The 20,331-nt window shown below is 69.1% G+C and carries 17 protein-coding genes and 2 pseudogenes; 5 read left to right on the forward strand and 14 right to left on the reverse strand.

What is annotated here, in order from left to right; all coding sequences use genetic code 11:
- The 7 genes and pseudogenes from AZG88_RS40940 to AZG88_RS40970 form a co-directional block, all read right to left on the reverse strand.
- A pseudogene (locus AZG88_RS40940) lies at positions 1 to 794 on the reverse strand (13E12 repeat family protein); the annotation flags it as partial.
- Positions 795 to 1,322: 528 nt separating this feature from the next.
- A complete protein-coding gene (locus AZG88_RS40945) occupies positions 1,323 to 2,036 on the reverse strand; it encodes a copper homeostasis protein CutC (RefSeq protein ID WP_061044563.1) in 714 nt (237 codons plus the stop codon).
- Positions 2,037 to 2,816, reverse strand: a complete 780-nt coding sequence (gene nagB, locus AZG88_RS40950; RefSeq protein WP_005265206.1) for a glucosamine-6-phosphate deaminase — start codon at positions 2,814 to 2,816, stop codon at positions 2,037 to 2,039.
- Complete coding sequence (locus AZG88_RS40955) at positions 2,804 to 3,988, reverse strand: N-acetylglucosamine-6-phosphate deacetylase (protein WP_061700982.1); 1,185 nt, start codon at positions 3,986 to 3,988, stop codon at positions 2,804 to 2,806. Before AZG88_RS40955 ends, nagB begins: the two co-directional genes overlap by 13 nt.
- Positions 3,985 to 5,664, reverse strand: a complete 1,680-nt coding sequence (gene ptsP, locus AZG88_RS40960; protein WP_061700983.1) for a phosphoenolpyruvate--protein phosphotransferase — start codon at positions 5,662 to 5,664, stop codon at positions 3,985 to 3,987. The genes AZG88_RS40955 and ptsP overlap by 4 nt, the downstream gene beginning before the upstream one ends.
- A complete protein-coding gene (locus AZG88_RS40965) occupies positions 5,664 to 5,939 on the reverse strand; it encodes an HPr family phosphocarrier protein (RefSeq protein ID WP_005252856.1) in 276 nt (91 codons plus the stop codon). The genes ptsP and AZG88_RS40965 overlap by 1 nt, the downstream gene beginning before the upstream one ends.
- Entirely contained in the window at positions 5,936 to 7,189 is a 1,254-nt protein-coding gene (locus AZG88_RS40970) for a PTS transporter subunit EIIC (RefSeq protein ID WP_005252854.1), read from the reverse strand. The genes AZG88_RS40965 and AZG88_RS40970 overlap by 4 nt, the downstream gene beginning before the upstream one ends.
- A 247-nt stretch (positions 7,190 to 7,436) precedes the next feature.
- Between AZG88_RS40970 and AZG88_RS40975 the strand changes: the two genes are divergently transcribed.
- Both AZG88_RS40975 and AZG88_RS40980 read left to right on the forward strand, forming a co-directional pair.
- Complete coding sequence (locus AZG88_RS40975; RefSeq protein ID WP_005563039.1) at positions 7,437 to 7,667, forward strand: glucose PTS transporter subunit EIIB; 231 nt, start codon at positions 7,437 to 7,439, stop codon at positions 7,665 to 7,667.
- A complete protein-coding gene (locus AZG88_RS40980) occupies positions 7,664 to 8,128 on the forward strand; it encodes a PTS sugar transporter subunit IIA (protein WP_005252852.1) in 465 nt (154 codons plus the stop codon). Before AZG88_RS40975 ends, AZG88_RS40980 begins: the two co-directional genes overlap by 4 nt.
- Before the next feature lie 19 nt (positions 8,129 to 8,147).
- Here AZG88_RS40980 and AZG88_RS40985 read toward each other — a convergent pair whose 3' ends face one another.
- The 7 genes from AZG88_RS40985 to AZG88_RS41015 form a co-directional block, all read right to left on the reverse strand.
- Complete coding sequence (locus AZG88_RS40985; RefSeq protein ID WP_005265200.1) at positions 8,148 to 8,891, reverse strand: GntR family transcriptional regulator; 744 nt, start codon at positions 8,889 to 8,891, stop codon at positions 8,148 to 8,150.
- A 113-nt stretch (positions 8,892 to 9,004) separates the two neighbouring features.
- Complete coding sequence (locus tag AZG88_RS40990; RefSeq protein WP_061044566.1) at positions 9,005 to 9,484, reverse strand: DUF1990 family protein; 480 nt, start codon at positions 9,482 to 9,484, stop codon at positions 9,005 to 9,007.
- A gap of 69 nt (positions 9,485 to 9,553) precedes the next feature.
- Positions 9,554 to 9,985, reverse strand: coding sequence for a YkvA family protein (locus tag AZG88_RS40995; protein WP_005252847.1), 432 nt, complete (start codon positions 9,983 to 9,985; stop codon positions 9,554 to 9,556).
- A gap of 10 nt (positions 9,986 to 9,995) precedes the next feature.
- Positions 9,996 to 11,429, reverse strand: a complete 1,434-nt coding sequence (locus AZG88_RS41000) for an FAD-binding oxidoreductase (protein ID WP_061700984.1) — start codon at positions 11,427 to 11,429, stop codon at positions 9,996 to 9,998.
- Between the two features lie 48 nt (positions 11,430 to 11,477).
- Entirely contained in the window at positions 11,478 to 14,501 is a 3,024-nt protein-coding gene (locus AZG88_RS41005) for an ATP-binding protein (protein ID WP_061700985.1), read from the reverse strand.
- 59 nt (positions 14,502 to 14,560) lie between these two features.
- On the reverse strand, positions 14,561 to 15,334 hold the full coding sequence (locus AZG88_RS41010; protein ID WP_061044568.1) for an SWIM zinc finger family protein: 774 nt from the start codon (positions 15,332 to 15,334) through the stop codon (positions 14,561 to 14,563).
- A complete protein-coding gene (locus tag AZG88_RS41015) occupies positions 15,331 to 18,162 on the reverse strand; it encodes a DEAD/DEAH box helicase (protein ID WP_061700986.1) in 2,832 nt (943 codons plus the stop codon). The genes AZG88_RS41010 and AZG88_RS41015 overlap by 4 nt, the downstream gene beginning before the upstream one ends.
- Positions 18,163 to 18,532: 370 nt before the next feature.
- Between AZG88_RS41015 and AZG88_RS41020 the strand changes: the two genes are divergently transcribed.
- The 3 genes and pseudogenes from AZG88_RS41020 to AZG88_RS41030 form a co-directional block, all read left to right on the forward strand.
- Positions 18,533 to 19,435 (forward strand): NADP-dependent oxidoreductase, encoded by a 903-nt coding sequence (locus AZG88_RS41020; protein ID WP_037182765.1) that lies wholly within the window; start codon positions 18,533 to 18,535, stop codon positions 19,433 to 19,435.
- A gap of 71 nt (positions 19,436 to 19,506) precedes the next feature.
- Positions 19,507 to 19,824 carry a hypothetical protein gene (locus AZG88_RS41025; protein ID WP_005252838.1) on the forward strand — a complete coding sequence of 106 codons (318 nt, stop codon included), beginning with the start codon at positions 19,507 to 19,509 and terminating at the stop codon, positions 19,822 to 19,824.
- Positions 19,825 to 19,888: 64 nt separating this feature from the next.
- Positions 19,889 to 20,331, forward strand: a pseudogene (locus AZG88_RS41030) (HNH endonuclease family protein); the annotation flags it as partial.

A 20,331-nucleotide genomic window follows, 5' to 3' on the forward strand; every position in this document is an offset into this window, starting at 1 on the left:
TCGTGCCCGCCGGCCAGCAACGTCTCGTCCGAGAGCACCAGATTCACCGCCACCGGAACACCACCAGCAGCGGCCCGCCCGGTGCCGCGGTCGAACAACAGGTCCACCATCAGCTGATTGCGCGTCCGGCCACCACTGTTCCCGGTCGCGATCAAACTGTCCGCGTCCCGCCCCAGCGTGGCCCGCAGACACACGGCCTGCTCGACCGGCATCAACACACTCAGATACGCCATCGAATCCGGCGCCGGCCGCGTCGTCACCCGCCGCTCGGACACCGCCTTACGATGCCGCCGCACCACGGACGCGGCGTCGAACTCCACCGCCAACGCTTTCGCCCGTGCGATCAGACCCCGGTCCCCGACCCCGTCGAGAATGGCCGGGTCCGAACACAACCGGCGATCCACGATGCCCCGATCCGCCGCCGACAGGCACGCCGTCTCCCGCACCAACAACGTCGCACGCCATTCGTTCAACATCTCGTGCACCAGAGCCCGCGCGAACCCCAGGCGCCGCCCGCCGCGGTTCGGGGACTCCCTACGGGCCAACGCAATCTGCGACGCGATGCCCCGGTCCCACTCCACCCGCGGCAAGCCCCGAGCCCTGCGGTCCGCCCGAATACTCGTCGCGACGTCGTCGGTGATCACCGCCTGCACCGCACACCCGACCGACTTCAACGCCTCGATCGCATCGAGCAGGTCGATTCCCAAGCGCGCATCCCCGTCGGCGGAAACCCCCCGAAGCCGCGCCGCGAACGCACGCAACTCCTCCAGATCCGGCGCCACCAATTCCCCCACAACCAACCTCCCCCAAGGTCGTTCGAATGCATGTTCGACTCTAGCAACAGCCCTTACCCAGTGGCAATAGCCCGCGTTGACTCATCAGAAACGCCCGCGTAGTCCATTGTCCGCCTCACCTGAAAATGCCGGCGTAGCGACATAGCTTCGGGCGGGACGGCACTCGAGGCCGATCACATACCAAGCCAGTTCCCTGTTCGAGTCCGAGATCCCGATCCGCACCTGGGCGCAGTGGGAGGATGCGGCGCCGGGGAACGCCCGAATCGAGCTGGTCGGCCACGAGGGCGAAACCACCATCGGTGAGTACGCATCACCACGACCTGCCCGACTGGTGCGACAAACAACAGATCACCCGCTTTCGTCCCGGAAACCCAACGACGGCGCTCGTGTGGAACAGAAGAACTGGACCGTAGTACGCACCATCGTCGGCTATCTCGAAGAAAGCCGCTGCCACGCGGGCATTTCTGGATGAGTCGACGAATCAGACTTCGCGGGCATCGTGACATGAGGCAACAGGGATCGAAGGAATCAGAGCCCCAGAGCCTCCGCCGCTGCCCGGGCGAGGGTTTCGTCGACGGCGTCGTAGCCGCCGGACCCGCCGCCCGGACCGCCGCTGTCGGCGACGGTGCGGCGGGCGGAGAGATGCACGGCGTCGATGCCGGTGTCCGCGACCGCGGCGATGTCCTCGACGCGGATCCCGCCACCTGCCATCACTTGGATCCGGCCGTGCGCGTGGGCGACCATGCCGGACAGGGCGTCGAGGCCGTCGATGCACCGTGGCGCTCCGCCCGAGGTGAGGACCCGGATGATGCCCGACCGCGCGAGCGTATCGACGGCGGTCGCCCGGTCGTCGACGACGTCCATCGCACGATGGAACGTCACCTCGACCGCGTACGGGTCGATGCCGTCGAGCAGGCGGCGCAGAGCGTCGCGGTCGACGGACATGTCGGGGGTGAGCGCACCGAGCACGACCCCGGACGCGCCGGCGTTCACCGCGGCCCGAACGTCGCGAGCCATCACGGCGATCTCGTCGGCGTCGTAGACGAATCCGCCGGGCCGGCAACGGATCAGCGGGTGCACCGCGATCCCCTGGGCCGCAACCGCTTCGATCGTGCCGATGCTCGGCGTCAACCCGCCGGTCGCGCCGAGTGCGGTGCACAACTCGACGCGCACCGCTCCGGCACGTCGGGCGATCCGGGCGCCCGCGACGTCCTGGACCGCCAATTCGAGTACGGGTGTCATCTAGAACGACTGCCAGGAAGGCTTGTGTTCCAGCGCATACCGGTAGTAGTCGGCGAGTTGCAGCTTGCTCGCTGCGGCTTCGTCGATCACGACGGTGACGTGCCGGTGCAGCTGCATTACCGATGCCGGGCAGAATGCGGAGAGCGGTCCCTCCGCGGCGGCAGCGATCGCCTCGGCCTTGCCCTTGCCGAACGCGATCATCACCAGGTGCCGGGCCTCACTGATGGTGCCCAGCCCCTGCGTGAGGACGTGGTGCGGGACGTCGTCGACGCTGTCGAAGAACCGCGCGTTGTCGAGGCGGGTCTGCTCGGTGAGGGTCTTGACGCGGGTGCGTGAGGTCAGCGCGGAGCCCGGCTCGTTGAATCCGATGTGGCCGTCGGTCCCGATGCCGAGAAGCTGCACGTCGACGCCGCCCGCGTCGGCGATGGCCGCGTCGTACCGCGCACCTTCCTCGGCGATGTCGGGCGATTCGCCGTTCGGGCTGAGCACGCGGTCGGTGTCGAGGTTGACGTGGTCGACGAACTCCGAGCGGATCACCGAGAAGTATGACTGGTCATGGGTTTTCGGAAGTCCGACGTACTCGTCCAGCAGGAAGGCGCGTGCGTCCGAGAAGTCCAGTCCGGACTCACGGTGCCTGCGGGCGAGTTCCCGGTAGCTTCCGAGCGGGGACGAGCCGGTCGCGAGGCCCAGCGTCGTCGGACCGCGTCGCACGTACCCCTCGACGATGTCCGCGACGGTCGAGCTGACGTCCGACGGCGTCTGCCGGATTACGATTTCCATGCGAGTCCTTCCGTTTCGGCGGGTATTCCGCCGACGAACACGCCGCGGGGGCGCAGTTGGTGATCGGTCACGACGATATCGGCGCGGCGGCCCGGGGCGAGGCTGCCGCGTTCGGACTCCAGGCCGAGCAGCCGGGCCGGGGTCCTGGTGGCGGAAGCGACGGCGTCGACGAGTCGGATGCCGCTGTCGACGACGGCGGTGCGGACCACGTCCAGCAGCCGTGCGGTGCCGCCTGCGATGGCCCCCTCGGACCCGTCGGTGGTCGCGAGCCGGGCGATACCGCGCGAGACGCGCACGTCCAGGGGCCCGAGCTGGTAGTCGCCGTCCGTGACACCGGCGGCGGCCATGGCGTCACTGACGAGGACGATCTGGTCGGGCCCGACGGTGTCGAACACCATCGACACGGTCTCGGGCGCGAGATGCACTCCGTCCGCGATCAATTCGACGACGATGTCTCCGCGACCGGCCGCGGCCAGGAATGCCGCCACCGGTCCCGGCGCGCGATGGTGCAGTGGTGGCATCGCGTTGAACAGGTGTGTGGCGGTCAGTGGGCCGCCGGCGGCGTCGGCGATCCTCGCGGACGTGGTCGCCGCGTCGGTGTCGGTGTGACCGAAGCTCGGTAGCACGTCGAGCCGGCGCATCGCGGCGAGCAGTTCGCCGAAGTGCGCGGTCTCCGGCGCGAGCGTCATCGACCGGACGGTGCCGCGCGCGGCACCGCAGATCCTCTCGAACAGGCCGGGATCGCCGGGGATCACGGATGCGGGATCCTGCGCACCGCACCGGGCACCGGAAATGAACGGACCCTCCAGGTGGATCCCGAGGAGCTCACCGCGTTCCACCAGATCGGCGAGGATTCCGGCCTGTCGGAGCAGGTCCTGCTCCCCTGCCGAGACGAGGCTGCCGAGCAGTCCGGTGGTGCCGTGCTCGCGGTGATGGTCCGCGGCCCGCCGGGCCCCGTCGGCGTCGGCGTTGGGAAATCCCGCGCCGGCGCCGCCGTGGCAGTGCAGGTCGATCAGGCCCGGCAGCAGTATCGACGAACTCGGTTCCGGTAGCGGCACTTCTCCGCGGTACTGCACCGCGGACCCGACCCAGGAGATTCGGTCGCCGTCGGTGATCACCACACCGTCGGCGATGACGCCGTCCTCCACGACCACCTTGCCCCGCAGGATCATCGAGGCGCTCCGGATGTGAGAGCGGCGACCGCCGATCGTGCGGCCTGCGGGGACCGTGCGCCGCGTGCGGCGACCGCCATCTCCCGGCACAGGCCGAGGTCGGCGGCTGCCAGACGGGCACGCACGGCACCCAGCGACGGGGCGACCATGGACAGGCTGGTGACGCCCAGCCCGACCAGCACCGGGGCCAGCGCGGGATCGGACGCGGCCTCCCCGCAGACACCGACGGGTGCGCCTGCCTCCGCTCCTGCCGCGCCGACCAGGCCGATGAGGTCCAGGACCGCGGGCTGCCACGGGTCGAGCAGTGGGGCGAGACTGCCTGCCATCCGGTCCACGGCACACGTGTACTGGCTCAGGTCGTTGGTCCCGATACTGACGAAATCGAGGTGTTCGAGCAGGTCGCACGCACGCAGTGCTGCCGAGGGGATTTCGATCATCGCCCCGACCTTGGCGATACCGGCTGAGCGGGCGAGCTCGGCGAAGCCCTCCGCCTCCTCGGCCGTCGCGACCATCGGCGCCATCACCCACAGGTCCGCGCCGGTGGCGGCCGCCGCGGCGCCGAGCGCCTCCAATTGGGTGGCCAGGACGTTCGGGTAGACGGTGCCGACCCGCAGCCCGCGCACGCCGAGTGCCGGGTTCTCCTCCGCGCCGAGGTCGAGGAACGGCAGTGGTTTGTCGGAGCCGCTGTCGAGTGTCCGGACCACCACCTTGCGTCCCGCGAACTGCTCCAGCACCGACGTGTAGGTCGCGATCTGCTCGTCGAGGGTGGGTGCGATCTGCCTGCCGAGGTACAGGAATTCGGTGCGGAACAGCCCGACGCCCTCCGAATCCGCGGTGGCGGCACGCGCGGCGTCGTCGACGGTGCCGATGTTGACGAGCAGGCCGACGGGTGCGCCGTCCCGGGTGCGGCCCGGTCCGCTCGTCGCGGCGACCCGCGCTCGCGCCTCCGCGATCTGCTCGGCCACCTCTGCCTGACGGCGGTCGCTGGGGTCGACGACGATCTCGCCGGTCGTCCCGTCGAGCAGCACCGGCCTTCCCTCGGCCAAGCGGTCGAGGTCGGCGCAATTCACGATCGCGGGCAGGCCGAGCGATTTCGCCAGGATCGCAGTGTGACTCGTCGGCCCGCCCTCGGCGGTGAGCAGGCCGACCACGTCGCTGCCGCCGAGCATCGCGGTGTCCGCGGGCGACAGGTCACGGGCGACGAGAACGAATGGGTACCCGGGATCGGGGATGCCGGGCATCGGGACTCCCAGCAGCACCGCGACCGCGCGATGCCCGAGGTCACGCAGGTCCGCGACGCGCTCGGCCAGGTACCCACCGAGGGCCTCGAGTGTGGCGCAGTAGCCGTCGAACGCGACGCTCACGGCGTGTGCCGTCGGCATTCCGGCGAGAAGGTTCTCTTCGGCGGCGGACACGATTCCCGGGTCGCGGGCCATGGCCGCCGACACGAGCAGGATCTCGGACGCGACGCCGTCCACCTGGGCGGCGCGGGCTTCGAGGTCGCCGGACACGGTCGCGAGGGCGTCCCGCACCCGGGCGACCTCGGCGGTGACCGATTCGCCGACAGGGTCTTCGGCCGAGGTCGCGACCGGTGTCCCGAACGCGAGCCAGGGTGCGCAGACCAGCCCCGGACTCACCCCGAGGCCGTGCACGAGAACTTCCGTAGCCGTCGACATCAGGCGGCGTCGAGGTCGGAGGCGAGCAGGTCGGCGAGGCGGTCGAGAGCTTCCTCGCTGCCCTCCCCTTCCGCGGTGATCGTCACCTCGGTACCGAATCCGGCGCCGAGCGTCATCACCGCGAGCATGCTGCCTGCGTCCACCGGCGCGGACTCGCCGACCGCGATCTGCACTGCGACCGGTACCGCCGCGGCGGCCTGGGTGAACTTCGCAGCGGGACGGGCGTGCAGTCCGACCTTCGAACCGATGAGGACCGTTCGTGTAGCCATGCTCACTGACCTGCCTTTTCCGTGTCGGCGTTCGTGTCGGCGTTCGCTTCCGCGTCGTCCTCCCGACCGGGAGTGCGCAGGTTCCACTTCTTGATGACGAAGCTGAACAGGACGTAATAGATCACCGCGTACCCGAGCCCGATGGGGATCAGCATCCACGCGTTGGTGGCCTTGCCGAAGTTGAGCACGTAGTCGAAGAAGCCTGCGGAGAACGTGAATCCGTCGTGGATGCCGAGCGCGTTGACGAGCGCCATCGAGGTGCCGGTGAGGAACGCGTGGATCAGGTACAGCGGCCAGGCGACGAACATGAACGCGAATTCGAGGGGCTCGGTGATGCCGGTGAGGAACGCCGTCAGCGCGGTGGAGAGCATGATGCCACCCACGAGCTTCTTCTGCGACGGCCGGGCGTTGCGCCAGATCGCCAGTGCGGCAGCAGGAAGGGCGAACATCATGATTGGGAAGAAGCCGGTCATGAAGATGCCGGCGCTCGGGTCGCCGGCGAAGAACCGGTTGAGGTCGCCGCGGACGAGTTCCCCGCTCGCGTTCTGGTAGTCGCCGACGAGAAACCACACGGTGGAGTTCAGGATGTGGTGCAGTCCGGTCGGGATGAGCAGGCGGTTGGCCATGCCGTAGACGCCGCCACCGATCACCGAGTTCTCGGCGACGGTCTCGCCGACCCACGTGAGGGCGGAGTTGAATGCCGGGTACAGGAAGGCCATCAGGACGCCGACGACGAGACCGGTGAGGGCGGTGAGAATGGGAACGAGCCTGCGCCCGTTGAAGAATCCGAGGTAGTCGGGCAGTTTGGTGCGGTAGAACCGCTGCCACAGAATGGCGGACAGCAGACCCATCACGATGCCCGCGAGCACACCGTAGTTGATCAGCGCCTGGTCGCCGTTCGGGTCGGTCTTGCCTTCGAGGACGACCGGCGACATGGCCTCGAACACGCCGTTGATGACCATGTATCCGACCACTGCGGCCAGGGCGGTGGAACCGTCTGCCTTCTTGGCCCAGCCGATGGCGATGCCCACCGCGAAGATGAGGGGCAGCCAGGTGAACACGGCCTGGCCGGCTGCGGAGATGACGGACGCGGCGGTGTGCATCGAGTCGAACCGGCCGAGGAGGTCGTCCTGGCCGAGCCGCAGCAAGATGCCGGCCGCGGGAAGTACCGCGATCGGCAGCATCAGGCTGCGCCCGAGGCGCTGTAACCCGGCAAACACCGCTGATTCCTTTTTCGGGCTGTCTACGACAGTCATATCGGCCTTCTCTGTGCGCTTCGGTCGCCGAATCGGCGTCTGGTGAGTCCCGAAACCGGCGGCGGCGAGCGCGTCGTACGGCTTCGGGAAAACTATTGTGGACCAGCACCCCCAACGGGTACTGTCCGGTCATAACCAGTTGCTAGTTTGACCAGGTGAGCACAGGATGTCAACAGGCAAATGTGATCCAGCTAACCCATCCGGCACCATCACCTGCAGCTCGAACACGAACTACGAGGGAGAACCGATGTCCAAAGCGGACGCAATCATCAGCGGCCTCGGCGGTGCCGACAACATCGTCGAGATCGAGGCCTGCATCACCCGGCTGCGCACCGAGGTCAAGGACGGCGCCAAGGTCGACGAGGCCGCGCTCAAGGCAGCAGGCGCCCACGGCGTCCTGAAGGCGGGCAGCGTCGTGCAGGTCATCGTCGGCCCCGAGGCGGACACGCTGGCCGAGGACATCGAGGACATCCTGTGAGCCTGTCCGTGCAGGCTCCACTGCCCGGCCGCGTGCTTGCCCTGGCCGACGTGCCCGACCCCGTATTCGCCGGCCAGATGGTGGGTTCCGGAGTCGCGATCGAACCGGCGCGCGACCGTGGCGCCCTCGACGTGCTCGCGCCGATCTCGGGCAAGATCCTCAAACTGCACCCGCACGCGTTCGTCATCCTGGGCTCGGCGGGCGGCGGTGTGCTGGTACACCTGGGAATCGACACCGTGAAGCTGAAGGGCGACGGGTTCACCCTGCTGGCAGCGGAAGGCGACGACGTCGACGCGGGTGATCCCGTGGTGCGATTCGATCCGACCGAGATCGACGGCACCGGATACTCCGCCATCTGCCCGATCGTCGTGATGGACTCCAAGCCGGATTCGGTGTCGACCGACACCATCGGATCCGACGTGACCACCGGCGACGCCCTGTTCGACTGGACGGCGCCGTAGAACGGAAGGGCGGCCGGGCTCAGACGCTGCGCTGAGCCCGCTCCCCCTGAACTTCCATCTGCAGCTGGTAGCGATCGGACCGGTACCAGCTGCGGGTGTGCTCGACCGGTGTGGGACCGCTGAAGGACACCCGGTCGAAGTACATCACCGGGGCGCCCTTCTTGATGCCGAGCAGGGTCGCGATCTCCTGGCTCGCCCCGTCGGCGCTCACGGTCTGCTCCGCCCGGTCGATCGGCATGCCGTACTTGTCGGCGGTCGCCCGGTAGATCGAGCCGGTGAGGTCGAGGTCCAGCAGGCCGGGAAGCAGCGCGGCGTTGAACCAGCCGTCGTCGACGCTGACCGGTTCGCCGTCCGCCAGCCGCAGCCGTTTGACGTGATAGGCGCTGGTGTCCGGCGCAATGCGCAGCGCCTTCGCGGTGGCCTCCGGCGCCGCGTCCTCCTCGCTCTGGAGCACCACCGTCGTCGGCTTGTGCCCCTGCGCCCGCATCTCCTCTGTGAACGAGGCCAGGTGGAGTTTCGACTGCACCGGACGATGCGCGACGAACGTGCCCTTGCCACGCACCCGCACCAGGTGACCCTCGTTGACGAGCTGCCCGATCGCCTCACGAACCGTGATGCGACTGACGCCGTAGTCCTGCATCAGTTTTCGTTCACTCGTCATCAGGTCGCCGGGCTGAAGTTCCTTGGTGCACTTGTGCAGCAGGATGGCACGGAGTTGCTCGTGCTTCGGAATCACGCTGTCGCGTAGATGTACGGGCATCATTCCGGCGGCTCCAGCTCTGTCAGGGGTCGGACACATCGGATCAGGCAGTCGGACTGCAAAGGTCCCGTCCGGTCCGGTCCAACCACGAGAATACGTGATCCGGACGCTCCGGCCTACCGTGCGGCCTCGGCCAACGCTTCGAGATATTTGCGCGTCATCACCCTCTGCACGACCCGGCCGGCGGGCCCGCCGAGCCGGGTGAACCACCGGCCCGGTTTCGAGAACGCCGAGATGGTCGCGAGGACGGTGCCGTCCGGCCGCTGTTCGACGACGAAGCTCTCCTCGCCGCGCTCGGGGTGACCCGGCAGCGTCCCGTACGCGAATCCCTTGCGACGCGGTTCGTCGAGCACGTACACGACGCGGCAGGAGAACGTCAGCCGGACCGGACCGATGCCCCATCGCAGTTCGACCGACGTGCCGGGCGAGGCCGTCGGAGCGTCGGCCCGCACGTCCAGCCCGGCGTCGCGGTGCATGCCCCAGGCACACAGGTGGGTGGCGGCCGCGTCGAATGCGTCTGCCCCGTAGCCGATCACCTTCTGCTCGATCAGATGGTGATATCCCGCCGGGAAGGGAACATCGCGGCTCGCACCCACCTCGGGGTACGTGAAAGCGGGCAGGTCGTCTCGGGAGGTACTGATGGCGGGATCCTCTCGGTCCGGACGTCACGAGCAGGTGGGAAGGCACGTTACCCGGCGCACGGCCTCGAGTCCTTCAGGTGTGCCCGGCCAGTGCCGATCCACGACCTGCGGACCTGCGCGGCGAATCACCGAGCGAAGCGTGAGGCCGATGATGATCACGTCGTCGGCGTATCCGATGACGGGGACGAAATCGGGTATCAGGTCGATCGGAACCGCGAGATAGACCAGCAGCAGGACGAGCCGGACGCGCAGACCCCGGGGCAGGTCCGGGTCGGCTGCGAGCCGGCGCAGGAGACGGAGCAGGTCCGGCAGCACCCGGATCGTCTCCCCGATCCGGGTGCTGTCGAGTCTCGATCGCCACAGCACGAGCGCCAGCACCACCCAGACGGCCAGCAGGCCCGCTGCCGCGCCGATCAGGACGGGCCGTGCCGCCGCCCACACCTGCCCCGGATCCATACGGCTGCGCCTATTGCTCCGACCGGACCGCGGGACGGATGTTCTGGTTCACATGGAAGAGGTTGTCCGGATCGTACTTCGCCTTCACCTGCGCGAGCCGGTCGTAGTTGCCGAGGTAGGAGGCACGCACGCGGTCCTCGCCCTCGGACATCATGAAGTTGACGTACGCCCCGCCCGCGGTCGTCGGGTGGAGGGCCTCCCAGTACCGCTTGGCCCAGTCCGTGATGACCTCGGCGTTGGCCGGATCCGGGTCGACACCGACGATCACCCCGGCCCAGCCGCCGTCCCGGTACGCGAACGCCGTGGCATCCTCGGCCACCCGCGTCGCCGCGCCGTCGATGGGATACATGTGCATCGTCGAATGCCCGGTGGGCAGCTGACGGCCGAACTCCAGATGAATGTCGATGGCGTCGTCGGAGATCTCCCGGACGAAGTCCGCGCGCCAGTACCACTGCAATCCGGCCGGGTACAGTCCGTCGAAGGCGGATTGCAATGCGGTGAAGGGCATTTCGTGGAGTCCGACCAGCAGCGGGTTTCCGAAGTCGCGGATCGGTTCGAGTACCGCGTCGGCCTTGTCCGGGTCACCCGTGTAGCACCAGACGACGCCGCACGCCTTGCGTCCCCACAGTTCCTCCGGGAACGGCGGCGCGGGCGGAATGGTCAGCAGCCCGATCCAGCCGTTGAGTTCCTCGGGCAGCGACGGCAGGAGTTCGCGGTACCACCGCATCACGTCCGGCGTGTCTTCCAGGTCGTACAGCACCGGCCCGCCGACGACGGTGCCGTGGTCACCGATGTCGTGACACGCGAACTGGAACGACGTGACCACACCGAAGTTTCCGCCGCCTCCCCGCAGCGCCCAGAACAGGTCCGGATGGGATCGTTCGCTCGCCGTCACCAGTGTGCCGTCGGCGAGGACGACGTCGGCGCTGAGCAGGTTGTCCACGGTGAGACCGAAACGGCGCGTCAGGTAGCCGATTCCGCCGCCGAGCGTCAGCCCGCCGACACCGGTGGACGCGATGAACCCGGACGGGGTGGCCATGCCGAACGGCACGGTGGCATGGTCGACGTCGCTCCAGGTGCACCCGCCGTCCACCCGGACGGTCCGGTCGGCGGGCGACACCGTGGTTCCGCGCATCCCCGACAGATCGATCACGAGGGCGCCGTCCCACACGCCGAGACCTCCCGCGTTGTGTCCTCCGCCGCGAACCGCGAGTTCGACGTGATGTTCCCGCGCGAACTTCACGCACGCGACGACATCCGCGGCGTTGGCGCACCGCGCGATGGCCGCGGGTCGACGGTCGATCATCGCGTTGTACACCGCGCGCGCGTCGTCGTAGCCGGCGTCGTCGGGGGTGATCAACTCTCCGCGCAGCGAGGCGGCCAGTTCCGCGTAGGGCGGCGGTGTCGTCGTCGACGGTGTCGAATTCGTGGTGGTGGTACTCATGGCCTTCTCCTCGGATCGGCAGGCCCCGGAACGGCCGTACCTGGTAATTCACACCGTAGGAGTCCGGCGTTCGCGCACCGTTCGCGCCGGCGCCCCGCCCGCGAACGGTCCGGCGTCCGCACGCAGTCGCAACACCTGCGGCAACCACCAGCGGTCGTCGTGTTGCTCGGCGGCGATCTTGGCGGCATCGAGCGTGGCGCGGGCCGCGTCCCTCCACCCGACGTCGATCTGGACCTCCGCCAGCAGTGAGAGCCAGTACGGCATACGCGCGAACGCCCGCTGCCGGCGCAACTCGGCGAGCCCCTCGCGGATCTTCGCGATTCCCGGTTCGCCGCCGAGGAGCCGGCCTTCGAGGATCTGGGACCACTGGCTGTAGTAGGCGAAATGGTAGCGCTCGCAGAGCTCCCGCAACTCGGTGAGCGAGGCGAGGAGCGCGGCGTCGTCGCCGCGGATCTGATACAGCACCGACGCGTATCCCAACGCCACCGCGAGACTGTAGGGGTGGCCGCAGGTCCTGCCCAGTGCGAGGGCATCCGCACACGACCGCGCCGCCTTCTGCTCGTCACCGATCATCCAGTACGCGTGCGACTCCCAGGCGTGGGCATGCACTTCGAGCCTGGTCCCGAGGATGAAGGAATAGTCGTCGGAGAACGATCCCAGCGCGACGTCGAAATGTTCGATCGCATCCCTCGGCCGGCCGAGACCCAGGGCAGCCCCCGCCACGGCGAACTGCGCCTGACCCTCGAATTCCGGATCGGCCGCGGACAGTTCGAGGGCACGCACGCCGATGCCGTGAGCCTGCGCGGTGTGCCCCTGCACGAAGTGTGTCGCGAACAATCCGATCAGGGCACCGAGCACGACTTTCGGCCGGCGCAGACGCTGCCCCAGCTCCACCGTGCGGTCCAGCGTCTGCTCGAGCTCGGCGGAGGAGTACCCGTACAGGGTGGTCAGCGGCGCCGACATGCCCTGCCGCACATCCACCTCGTGAGCGTCCCGGTTGCGGCCCACCGGCATCGCCTCGAGGAGGTCGAGGCAGTCCCGGAAATGCCGCAGAGCCTCCGCGTTCGCGAACACGCTGGCTGCCACCTCGGCGGCGCGCTGCAGATAGTGGAGCGCGCGGTCGGGGCGGCCGCCGCGCCGATACTGCTCGGCGAGTTGCGCTGCCACGTCGTCGGTGCGGCCGGCGTGGAGAAGTTCGAGTCCCTGCGCCAGCCGCCGATGCAGGAGCCAGCGTCGCGGCGGGCTGACCGAGCGGTACGCGGCCTCCCGGACCAGGTCGTGCACGAAATCGTAGCCGGTGCCCGCCGGCCGGACGATCCTCCGCCGCCACAGCTCGTCCACCGCCTGGACGAGAGAATCCGCGTCCAGGTCGCTCGCCTCGCTGAGCAGGTCCAGATCGAAATCCGTGCCGAGCGCACCGGCGAGGCCTGCGACGTCCCGCGCGGGTTCCGAGCACTGTTCGAGCCGCCGCTGCAGCACCTCGCCGAGGTCGTCGGCGGCCCCGCCGCGCCCGGTCGCATCCATGCCCGGCACCATCCTGGCGGCCTCCACGACGTACAGCGGGTAGCCCCCGGTCGCGGCGTACAGGACCGCCTCCTCCGACGAGTCCAGCGCCCGGCCGCCGAGGGAGCGCGCCAGTTCCGCGGTCCCGTCCGCGGTCAACGGGTCCACCTCGACGTCCGTGACCAGCCGTGCCGCCCGGAGCGCCCGCAGCGCGTCCCGCACATCGTGACGCGACCGCGCCTCATCCGTGCGGGCGGTCGCAGCCACCAGTACCCGCATGTGGGTGTCGAGTGAGAGCAGGAAGGCCAGCCAGGCCGTCGTCTCCGCGTCGCACCACTGCAGATCGTCGAGGACGAGCAGGACCGGCCGGCCCGACGACAGCACCGCACGCGTCGTTCCCTCGAAGAAGCGGTGACGCTGCCAGGCGTCGACCATCGCCCGGGACGTCGACGGTCGCGGCCCGGGCTCGGCGCTCGGGACCAGCCGTTCGACCTCGGCCCGCCACAACGGATTCAGAGACCCGATCGCGGACCGAAATTCCGGGCTGCGCAGCCACTCGGCGACGGGCGCCAGCGCGACGCGGCCCGGCAGTCCGAAACACCGCGTGGTCGCCACCACCGCCCCGTCGGCGCGGGCGATGTCCGCGAGTTCGGTGGTCAACCGGGTCTTGCCGACACCCGCGTCCCCCGAGACGAGCAGCAGTCCCTGCCTGCCGTCGAGGGACTGCTGCCACCGCCGCTGCAGTTCCCCGCGTTCACGCTCCCGCCCGATCAGAGCGGGTACCGCGGTCCGGACGCGTTCGGACCGGCGAGCCGCGCCGGCACCGACCCTCGGGTGCTCCCCCAGCAGGTGGTCGAACAGCCTGCTGGTCGCCGCGCTCGGCGTGACCCCGAGTTCGGTCTCGAGAACGGCCGCGCATCGGTGGTAGGTGGTCATCGCCGCCGCCCGGTCACCCGACGCGGCCTGCAGTTCCATGAGAATCCGGTACCCGACCTCCTCCAGGGGATCGAGCTGAATACGCCGGCGCGCGCACGCCGTGGCGGTCTCCATGTCACCCGACTCCCGCAACACCCGCACCGTCGCCTCGCAGAGTTCGACGCACTGCCTGCGCAGCACCTCGCGGTGCTCGAGGACCCAGTCTTCGTACGTTCCGGGCATGAGCTCGCCGCGATAGGTGTCGATCGCTCGGTCCGCGTGGTCGAGAAATGCCCGTGGGTCGGAATCGGCGAGGGCCGCGACGGCGGCCGACCGCTCGTTGCGGAAGGTGTCGACGTCCACCCGGCACGACGACGAGTCCGTCCACGTGAGCGTCGGCCCGTCTGCCGCGAGCGCACCGTCCGATCCCAGGAGGGCCCGGAGATTGTGCAGTTCCCGCCGGAGGTTGGTGCGGGCCTGCTGCTCGCTCGACTCGGGCCAGAACAGCCCCGCGAGGCGGGTCCTGGACTGTGCGAGACCGGCGTGCAGCACGAGGTAGGCCAGCAACGCGATCGCCCGTGACGAGATGGGGCCGACCCTGACATCCTCCGGGTTCGATACGCGCTGTTCGCCGAGCAGGTAGACCGTCAACATGACTGACCAGCTCCCGGTCGCGGAACGAGGCGAGCTTCCGCGTCCTCATCATCGCACGGTCAGCGGAAGTGCTGGTACAGCGCTTTCAGCTCTCGGATCGCGGCGTCCACCGCACGCTCGTCCTCACTGACCGATCGGATCGCCTTCCGCAGCAGCAGCGGGTCGAGGTCGTCGATCGCCGCCCGGAAGTCGGCGTCGGGCAGGTCGGGCAACTGGGACTCGTCGCCGAACCAGTCGTCGACGTCCACGTCGGAGGAGTCGCCGCCGACACCGTCGATCAGCATGTCCAGGTCGACGCCGCGCAGCGTCAGGATCTCGAGCGGGTTCTCGTCGATGCGTTCGGTGGTGAGGTACGCGACCGCCGCCGCATGTTTGCACGGCCAGCCGTCGTCCGGGCAGGTGCAGTCGTAGTTCAGCGCGGACGCCCCGGCGGGCAGCAGCAGGGGTCCGAGAACCTCCGGAACTCCGCCACCCGCCAACGTCGCGAGACTGCCGGGTTGCCGACGCACCAGCGCGACGAGTTCCGCGACCTCCGCCTCGTCGAGGCGATCGATCGAGACGGTGGCGACGAACGGCTGGAGCTGACTGCCCTGGACCTCCCCCGTGACCATCCCACCGGCGATCTCGAGCGAGATGACCTGTCCGCTGCGCGCGTAGCTTCGCCCGCGGCTCATCCGGCCCTTGTCGGCGACGAACTCGATGATGTCGACGAATTCGCGGCCCCACCACGTGCGCCCGAACGATCCACGCTGGGATCGTGCCTCCAGCCCGCCCGTCACCGGTCGACGCTTGCCGTACTGGCCGAAGTACGGCGCGGGTCGCCGATTCGTCATTCGCCCACCGCCTCGTCGCCGAGCCGGAGCAGTTCACCGAGTTGCTCGGTGCTCATCTCCGTCACCCAGTTCTCGCCCGTCCCGACGGCGAGATCCGCCAACTCCTGCTTGGTGGCGATCATCGCGTCGATCCGCTCTTCCAGGGTGCCGACGCACACGAGCTTGCGCACCTGCACGTCCCGCCGCTGACCGATCCGGAACGCCCGGTCCGTGGCCTGGTTCTCGACCGCCGGGTTCCACCACCGGTCGAGGTGAACGACGTGATTGGCCGCGGTGAGGTTCAGGCCCGTCCCGCCCGCCTTCAGCGAGAGCATCATGATCGGCGGCCCGTCGTCACCCTGGAACGAGGCCACCATGTCGTCGCGTTTCTGCTTGGAGACGCCCCCGTGCAGAAACGGCACGGGAGTACCGAAACGCTCCGCGAGGTACGGGGTCACGAGGTCGCCGAATTCCCGGAACTGGGTGAACAGCAACGCCTTCTCGCCGTCCGCGACCACCGAGTCCAGAATGTCTTCGACGAGCCCCAGCTTGCCGGAGCGGTGCTGTCCACGCCGCATCACCGCCGACCCGTCGCGCAGGAAGTGCGCCGGGTGGTTGCACACCTGCTTGAGTTTCGTCAGGGCGGCGAGGACGGCCCCCTTGCGCTTCATCCCCTTCTTGTCCTTGATCTGCGCCATCATGTCGTCGACCACCGCCCGGTACAGCGCGGCCTGCTCGGCGGTGAGGTTGGCACGGACCGTCATCTCGAACTTGTCCGGGAGGTCGGCGATGACCGCGGGATCGGTCTTGACGCGGCGCAGCACGAACGGCGACGTGACCGCGCGGAGCCGGGCGACGGCCGTCTGGTCCTGCTCCCGCTCGATCGGCACCACGAAGCGCTTGCGGAACATTGCCTCCGAACCCAGGATGCCCGAGTTCGCGAAGTCGAGGATCGAGCGCAGTTCGTCGAGGCGGTTCTCGACCGGAGTGCCCGTCAAAGCGACGCGGTGCGCCGCCGGAATGCTCCGCGCCGCCCGCGCCTGGGACGTCTTCGCGTTCTTGATGTGCTGCGCCTCGTCCAGCACGACACGCCGCCAGTCCTGCTCCTTCAGGTGCGCGACGTCGCGAGCCAGCAGCGCGTACGTGGTGATCACCAGATCGCTCTGCGTCACGGCGGCGGTGAACTCCTCACCGCTCAGCCGCTGCGGACCGTGGTGGACGAGCACCCGCAGCGAGGGAACGAAGCGTGCCGCCTCGCGCTGCCAGTTGCCGACCACCGACATCGGGCACACCAGCAAGGTGGGTGTCGCGGCGTTCTCGTGTGCCAGCAGTGCGAGCAACTGCAGCGTCTTGCCGAGACCCATGTCGTCGGCGAGGACGGCGCCGAGGCCGAGGCGGCTCATGAAGACCAGCCAGTCGAGCCCCCGCTTCTGATACGGGCGCAGCGTCGCGTCCAAGCCGTCCGGGGTCGGCACGTCCTGCGGCTTCGTGTCGCCGTCCAGCAACGCGGCCGCCCAGCCGGTGGCCGTGACCTCCTCGACGGGAAGGTCGGACAGATCGTCCGCGATCAGGTCCTTCAGCAGGTCCACGATGGCCCGGTCGCCGCTGGCGTGCCGCTCCGTCACGTAACGCGCGGCGCGGGAGAGCACTTCCTGATCCGCCCGGACCCACTCACCGCGCAGTCGCACGAGATCACTCTTCGAGTTGACCAGTCGATTCATCTCCGCGGCGGTGAGGACCGTGTCGCCGAGTGCCAGTTCCCAGTTGTACTGCACCAGCTGGTCTTTGCCGACGGCCCGGTTCTCCGCGCTCGCCGGAGTGCTCGGCGAGCTCACCCTCAGCCGCATCGACGGCGACGCCACACTCCACGCCCGCGGCAGCAGCAGGCTGATGCCCTTCTCCTTCAACGCCACCGCCCCGTGTCCGACGAGGTCGATGACCACGGCGGTGGGCAACATCAGGTCCAGGCTGTCGGGATCACTGGGGACGTCCTGCAGTCGCGGGTAGGCGGCCACGGCCTCCGTCAGCTTGCGCACCCCGATCTGCAGGCGGCTCGCCTCCGTGCGGTGCAACGGAATCGGCACCGGCGCTTCGCCTTCCGGACGAAGACAGACCTCCAGTCGCCACAGCACCGTGTCCGGATCCCAGTCCGCCTCCACGTCAACGTCTTCCGGCTCGAGGAGCCGCAGCACCAGTTCGGGTTCGTCCACTTTGAGGCTGTCGCGCCACCCGTCCAGCGAACCCGACAGCTGGGCGGTGCCCTCGTCGAACTGGTCCCCGCGCACGAGCGCCGCGATCAGCAGATGGTCCGCGTCGCTGCCGGAATCGTCCGGATGCCTGCGTTCGAGGACACGGCGGGCGACGGGGTCGGTCAGCTCGGTGACCATGTCGTCGAGCACGGCCCGGGGGGTCGTGCCGTGACGCTGGACCGGCGGCATCGCGACGGCCAGCTCCGTGAGCCACGCACGCTGCCGTTCACCGCCGAGCAGCCGCCAGCGCGGCCACCAGCCGCCCTCCGCCCGGTGCACCTCGGGCACCACCCGGCCGGCGCGTGCCCACCGCTCGACACCGCGGGCGACGTGGGCGAGGTAGCGCAGATCCCCGGCGACCCGGGGGTCGCGGCCCGAGACCGACAGCAGGAACTCCGTCGCATCCGGCGGTGCGAGCGCGACCGCGGCCCACTCGAGCATCTCCGGCCCCGACGGCGTCGGCATCGGCACCTTCACGTGATGCCGGAACTTCCGTGCCAGCACCCGCCCGACCGCATCCGTCGGCTCCGAGGCGGCCGGATTCCGGTCCTCCACCCACAGCATGAGACCCGAACCCGGTGTCCAGAGGCCGTGCAGCATGCACCCATCCAAGCAGGTGCGACCGACAGCGCGTGAAATCCCTGCTCGTGACATGTAACCCTCGACCATATTCCACCGATGAACGAGTTGGCGGCTGTCCACGCCGGTAACTCACCGGGATCGCTGCCGTACGTGATCGCAGTGATCGGAGGAAGACAAAATGGACATGGAACAGATCTTGGAAGTCCTCGTTCAGCTCATCCAGGTCCTCGGACCGTTGATGGGTGGCGGCGGTGGCGGCGGAGGCACAGGTTCCCTGGGTTCCCTGGGCGGCTGAGTTCTCACGAGAAGGCCCGCCGACTCCACGTCGGCGGGCCTTCGTCGTGCCCGAATCCCGGCCCCGGTTCGTGATAGGACTGTGGGCGTGAGCATGGCATACGGCTTCAGCGAGTACGGCGGCCCCGAGACGCAGCAGTTCTTCGACGTCCCCGTCCCTTCCCCCGGGCCCGGACAATTGCTGGTCGCCGTCCACGCGGCCGGCGTGAATCCCGCCGATTGGAAGGTGCGGGCGGGAACGCGCAAGGACACCGTCCCCGTCACCCTTCCCGCCGTTCTCGGCCGGGAGGTCGCCGGTGTGGTCGCGGACGTCGGCCCCCGGGTGACCGGCTTCGCGGTCGGCGATGCCGTGTTCGGCGCAACCTCCACCGGGTTCGGCGGATACACCGAGTACACCCTGGTCAACACGGCCTCAGCGGCGCACAAGCCCGACCCGGTCTCGTTCGCGGATGCGGCCACGCTCCCCGTCGCGGCGGGAACCGCGTACGACGCGCTGACCGCCCTGGATCTGGCGCCCGGCAATCGGTTGCTCGTCGTCGGCGCGGGCGGCGGCGTGGGGGTGGCGGCGCTGCAGTTGGCCACGGCGTGGGACGTCACCGTGATCGGAGTCGCGAGCGAGAGCAAGCGGGAGGTAGTCGAATCGCTCGGCGCCATCTGGGTGGCGTCCGGAGCGGGACTGGCCGCACGCATACCCGGCCCGGTCGACGCCGTCTTCGACCTCGTCGGCGGTGACGCGCTCGCCGAGGCGGCGCGGTCGGTCGCGGATCCGGCGGCGATCATCAGCACCGGCGACCCGCTCGCCGCGCGGGATCTCGGCGGCTCGGGGGTGGAACGGCGCCGAACGTCCGCGGTGTTCGCGGAGCTGGCCGCGCTGGTGGCCGACGGGACCCTCGATCCGCGGGTCGCTCACCGATTCCCGTTCGCGCACGCCGGTGACGCTCTCGCGATGGTCGAATCCGGTCACACGAGCGGCAAGGTCGTGATCGAGTTCGGTTAGCAGGTCTGGCTTTCACCCGTCCCGAGGTAGATGCTGGAGAGACGTAGCTGCCGGACACTCGGGAGTCGGCCATGAGCATCCTGATCCAGGTTCTCGAACAGGGGTACGCGCTCACCACTCCGTGGGAGCAACGGAAGTACGCCTTCGTCGATGCCACGCACATCGTCACGATTCGACTGGACGGACAGTCGGGTGTGTGGCTCGACGGGATGAAACACGGTGAGGCACACAGGCTTGCGGTCACCCCCACCCCCAGCGAGGCGATCTTCTTCCTCCTCCGCACCCTCGATCTACTCGCGGAATGCCGGCAGAGCGGCGGTTCCTGGGTGATCGGCCACGACGGCACGCACCTGTCGTCGATCGCCGCGGTGCGCCTCCCCTTCACTTGACCTGTCGGGGGCCCGGTGCATACTCCCGGTGGTAGGGGGAGATGGGTCGAGCGCCGGGGGACGCATGAGACTTCTGTACGTGGCCGCGTGGGTGGCGGCGATCCTGACGGTCTGCGGTTGCGGGGTGTCGCTTCTCGACCTCAGCGGCCCCGGCCCCGCTCCGGGCAGTCCGCCCCGCGCACACATCGAGGAGTTGCTCGGCCGGGTCGCGACGGTCGAGTCCCGTCCGCACCCCGGCGGATACCAGCGCGGGTGTTCCGGCAAGGAGTTGTGCGTCTTCGGCCCGGCCTGGACCGACGACCAGGACGCCGCGGCCGGCCACGACGGGTGCGACACCCGCAACAACGTTCTCGCGCTCGATCTCCGCTCGGTGGCCTTCCGCGACGGCACCCGCGACTGCGTGGTGCTGAGCGGGGTCCTCGCCGATCCGTATTCCGGCGAGGTGCTCCAATTCGACCGAGCCGACGCCAAAGCCGTTCAGATCGACCACGTCGTATCCGTCACTTC

It is taken from the genome of Rhodococcus sp. LB1 (assembly GCF_001583455.1).
In the GTDB taxonomy this organism is placed as follows: domain Bacteria; phylum Actinomycetota; class Actinomycetes; order Mycobacteriales; family Mycobacteriaceae; genus Rhodococcus_F; species Rhodococcus_F opacus.

What these genes read in the sequence shown, in the direction of transcription:
- AZG88_RS40945 (WP_061044563.1), bottom strand. Translation starts at nt 2,036, where the DNA reads ATGACACCCGTACTCGAATTGGCGGTCCAGGACGTCGCGGGCGCCCGG.
- nagB (WP_005265206.1), bottom strand. Translation starts at nt 2,816, where the DNA reads ATGGAAATCGTAATCCGGCAGACGCCGTCGGACGTCAGCTCGACCGTC.
- AZG88_RS40955 (WP_061700982.1), bottom strand. Translation starts at nt 3,988, where the DNA reads ATGATCCTGCGGGGCAAGGTGGTCGTGGAGGACGGCGTCATCGCCGAC.
- ptsP (WP_061700983.1), bottom strand. Translation starts at nt 5,664, where the DNA reads ATGTCGACGGCTACGGAAGTTCTCGTGCACGGCCTCGGGGTGAGTCCG.
- AZG88_RS40970 (WP_005252854.1), bottom strand. Translation starts at nt 7,189, where the DNA reads ATGACTGTCGTAGACAGCCCGAAAAAGGAATCAGCGGTGTTTGCCGGG.
- AZG88_RS40975 (WP_005563039.1), top strand. Translation starts at nt 7,437, where the DNA reads ATGTCCAAAGCGGACGCAATCATCAGCGGCCTCGGCGGTGCCGACAAC.
- AZG88_RS40985 (WP_005265200.1), bottom strand. Translation starts at nt 8,891, where the DNA reads ATGATGCCCGTACATCTACGCGACAGCGTGATTCCGAAGCACGAGCAA.
- AZG88_RS40995 (WP_005252847.1), bottom strand. Translation starts at nt 9,985, where the DNA reads ATGGATCCGGGGCAGGTGTGGGCGGCGGCACGGCCCGTCCTGATCGGC.
- AZG88_RS41000 (WP_061700984.1), bottom strand. Translation starts at nt 11,429, where the DNA reads ATGAGTACCACCACCACGAATTCGACACCGTCGACGACGACACCGCCG.
- AZG88_RS41005 (WP_061700985.1), bottom strand. Translation starts at nt 14,501, where the DNA reads ATGTTGACGGTCTACCTGCTCGGCGAACAGCGCGTATCGAACCCGGAG.
- AZG88_RS41010 (WP_061044568.1), bottom strand. Translation starts at nt 15,334, where the DNA reads ATGACGAATCGGCGACCCGCGCCGTACTTCGGCCAGTACGGCAAGCGT.
- AZG88_RS41015 (WP_061700986.1), bottom strand. Translation starts at nt 18,162, where the DNA reads ATGCTGCACGGCCTCTGGACACCGGGTTCGGGTCTCATGCTGTGGGTG.
- AZG88_RS41020 (WP_037182765.1), top strand. Translation starts at nt 18,533, where the DNA reads ATGGCATACGGCTTCAGCGAGTACGGCGGCCCCGAGACGCAGCAGTTC.
- AZG88_RS41025 (WP_005252838.1), top strand. Translation starts at nt 19,507, where the DNA reads ATGAGCATCCTGATCCAGGTTCTCGAACAGGGGTACGCGCTCACCACT.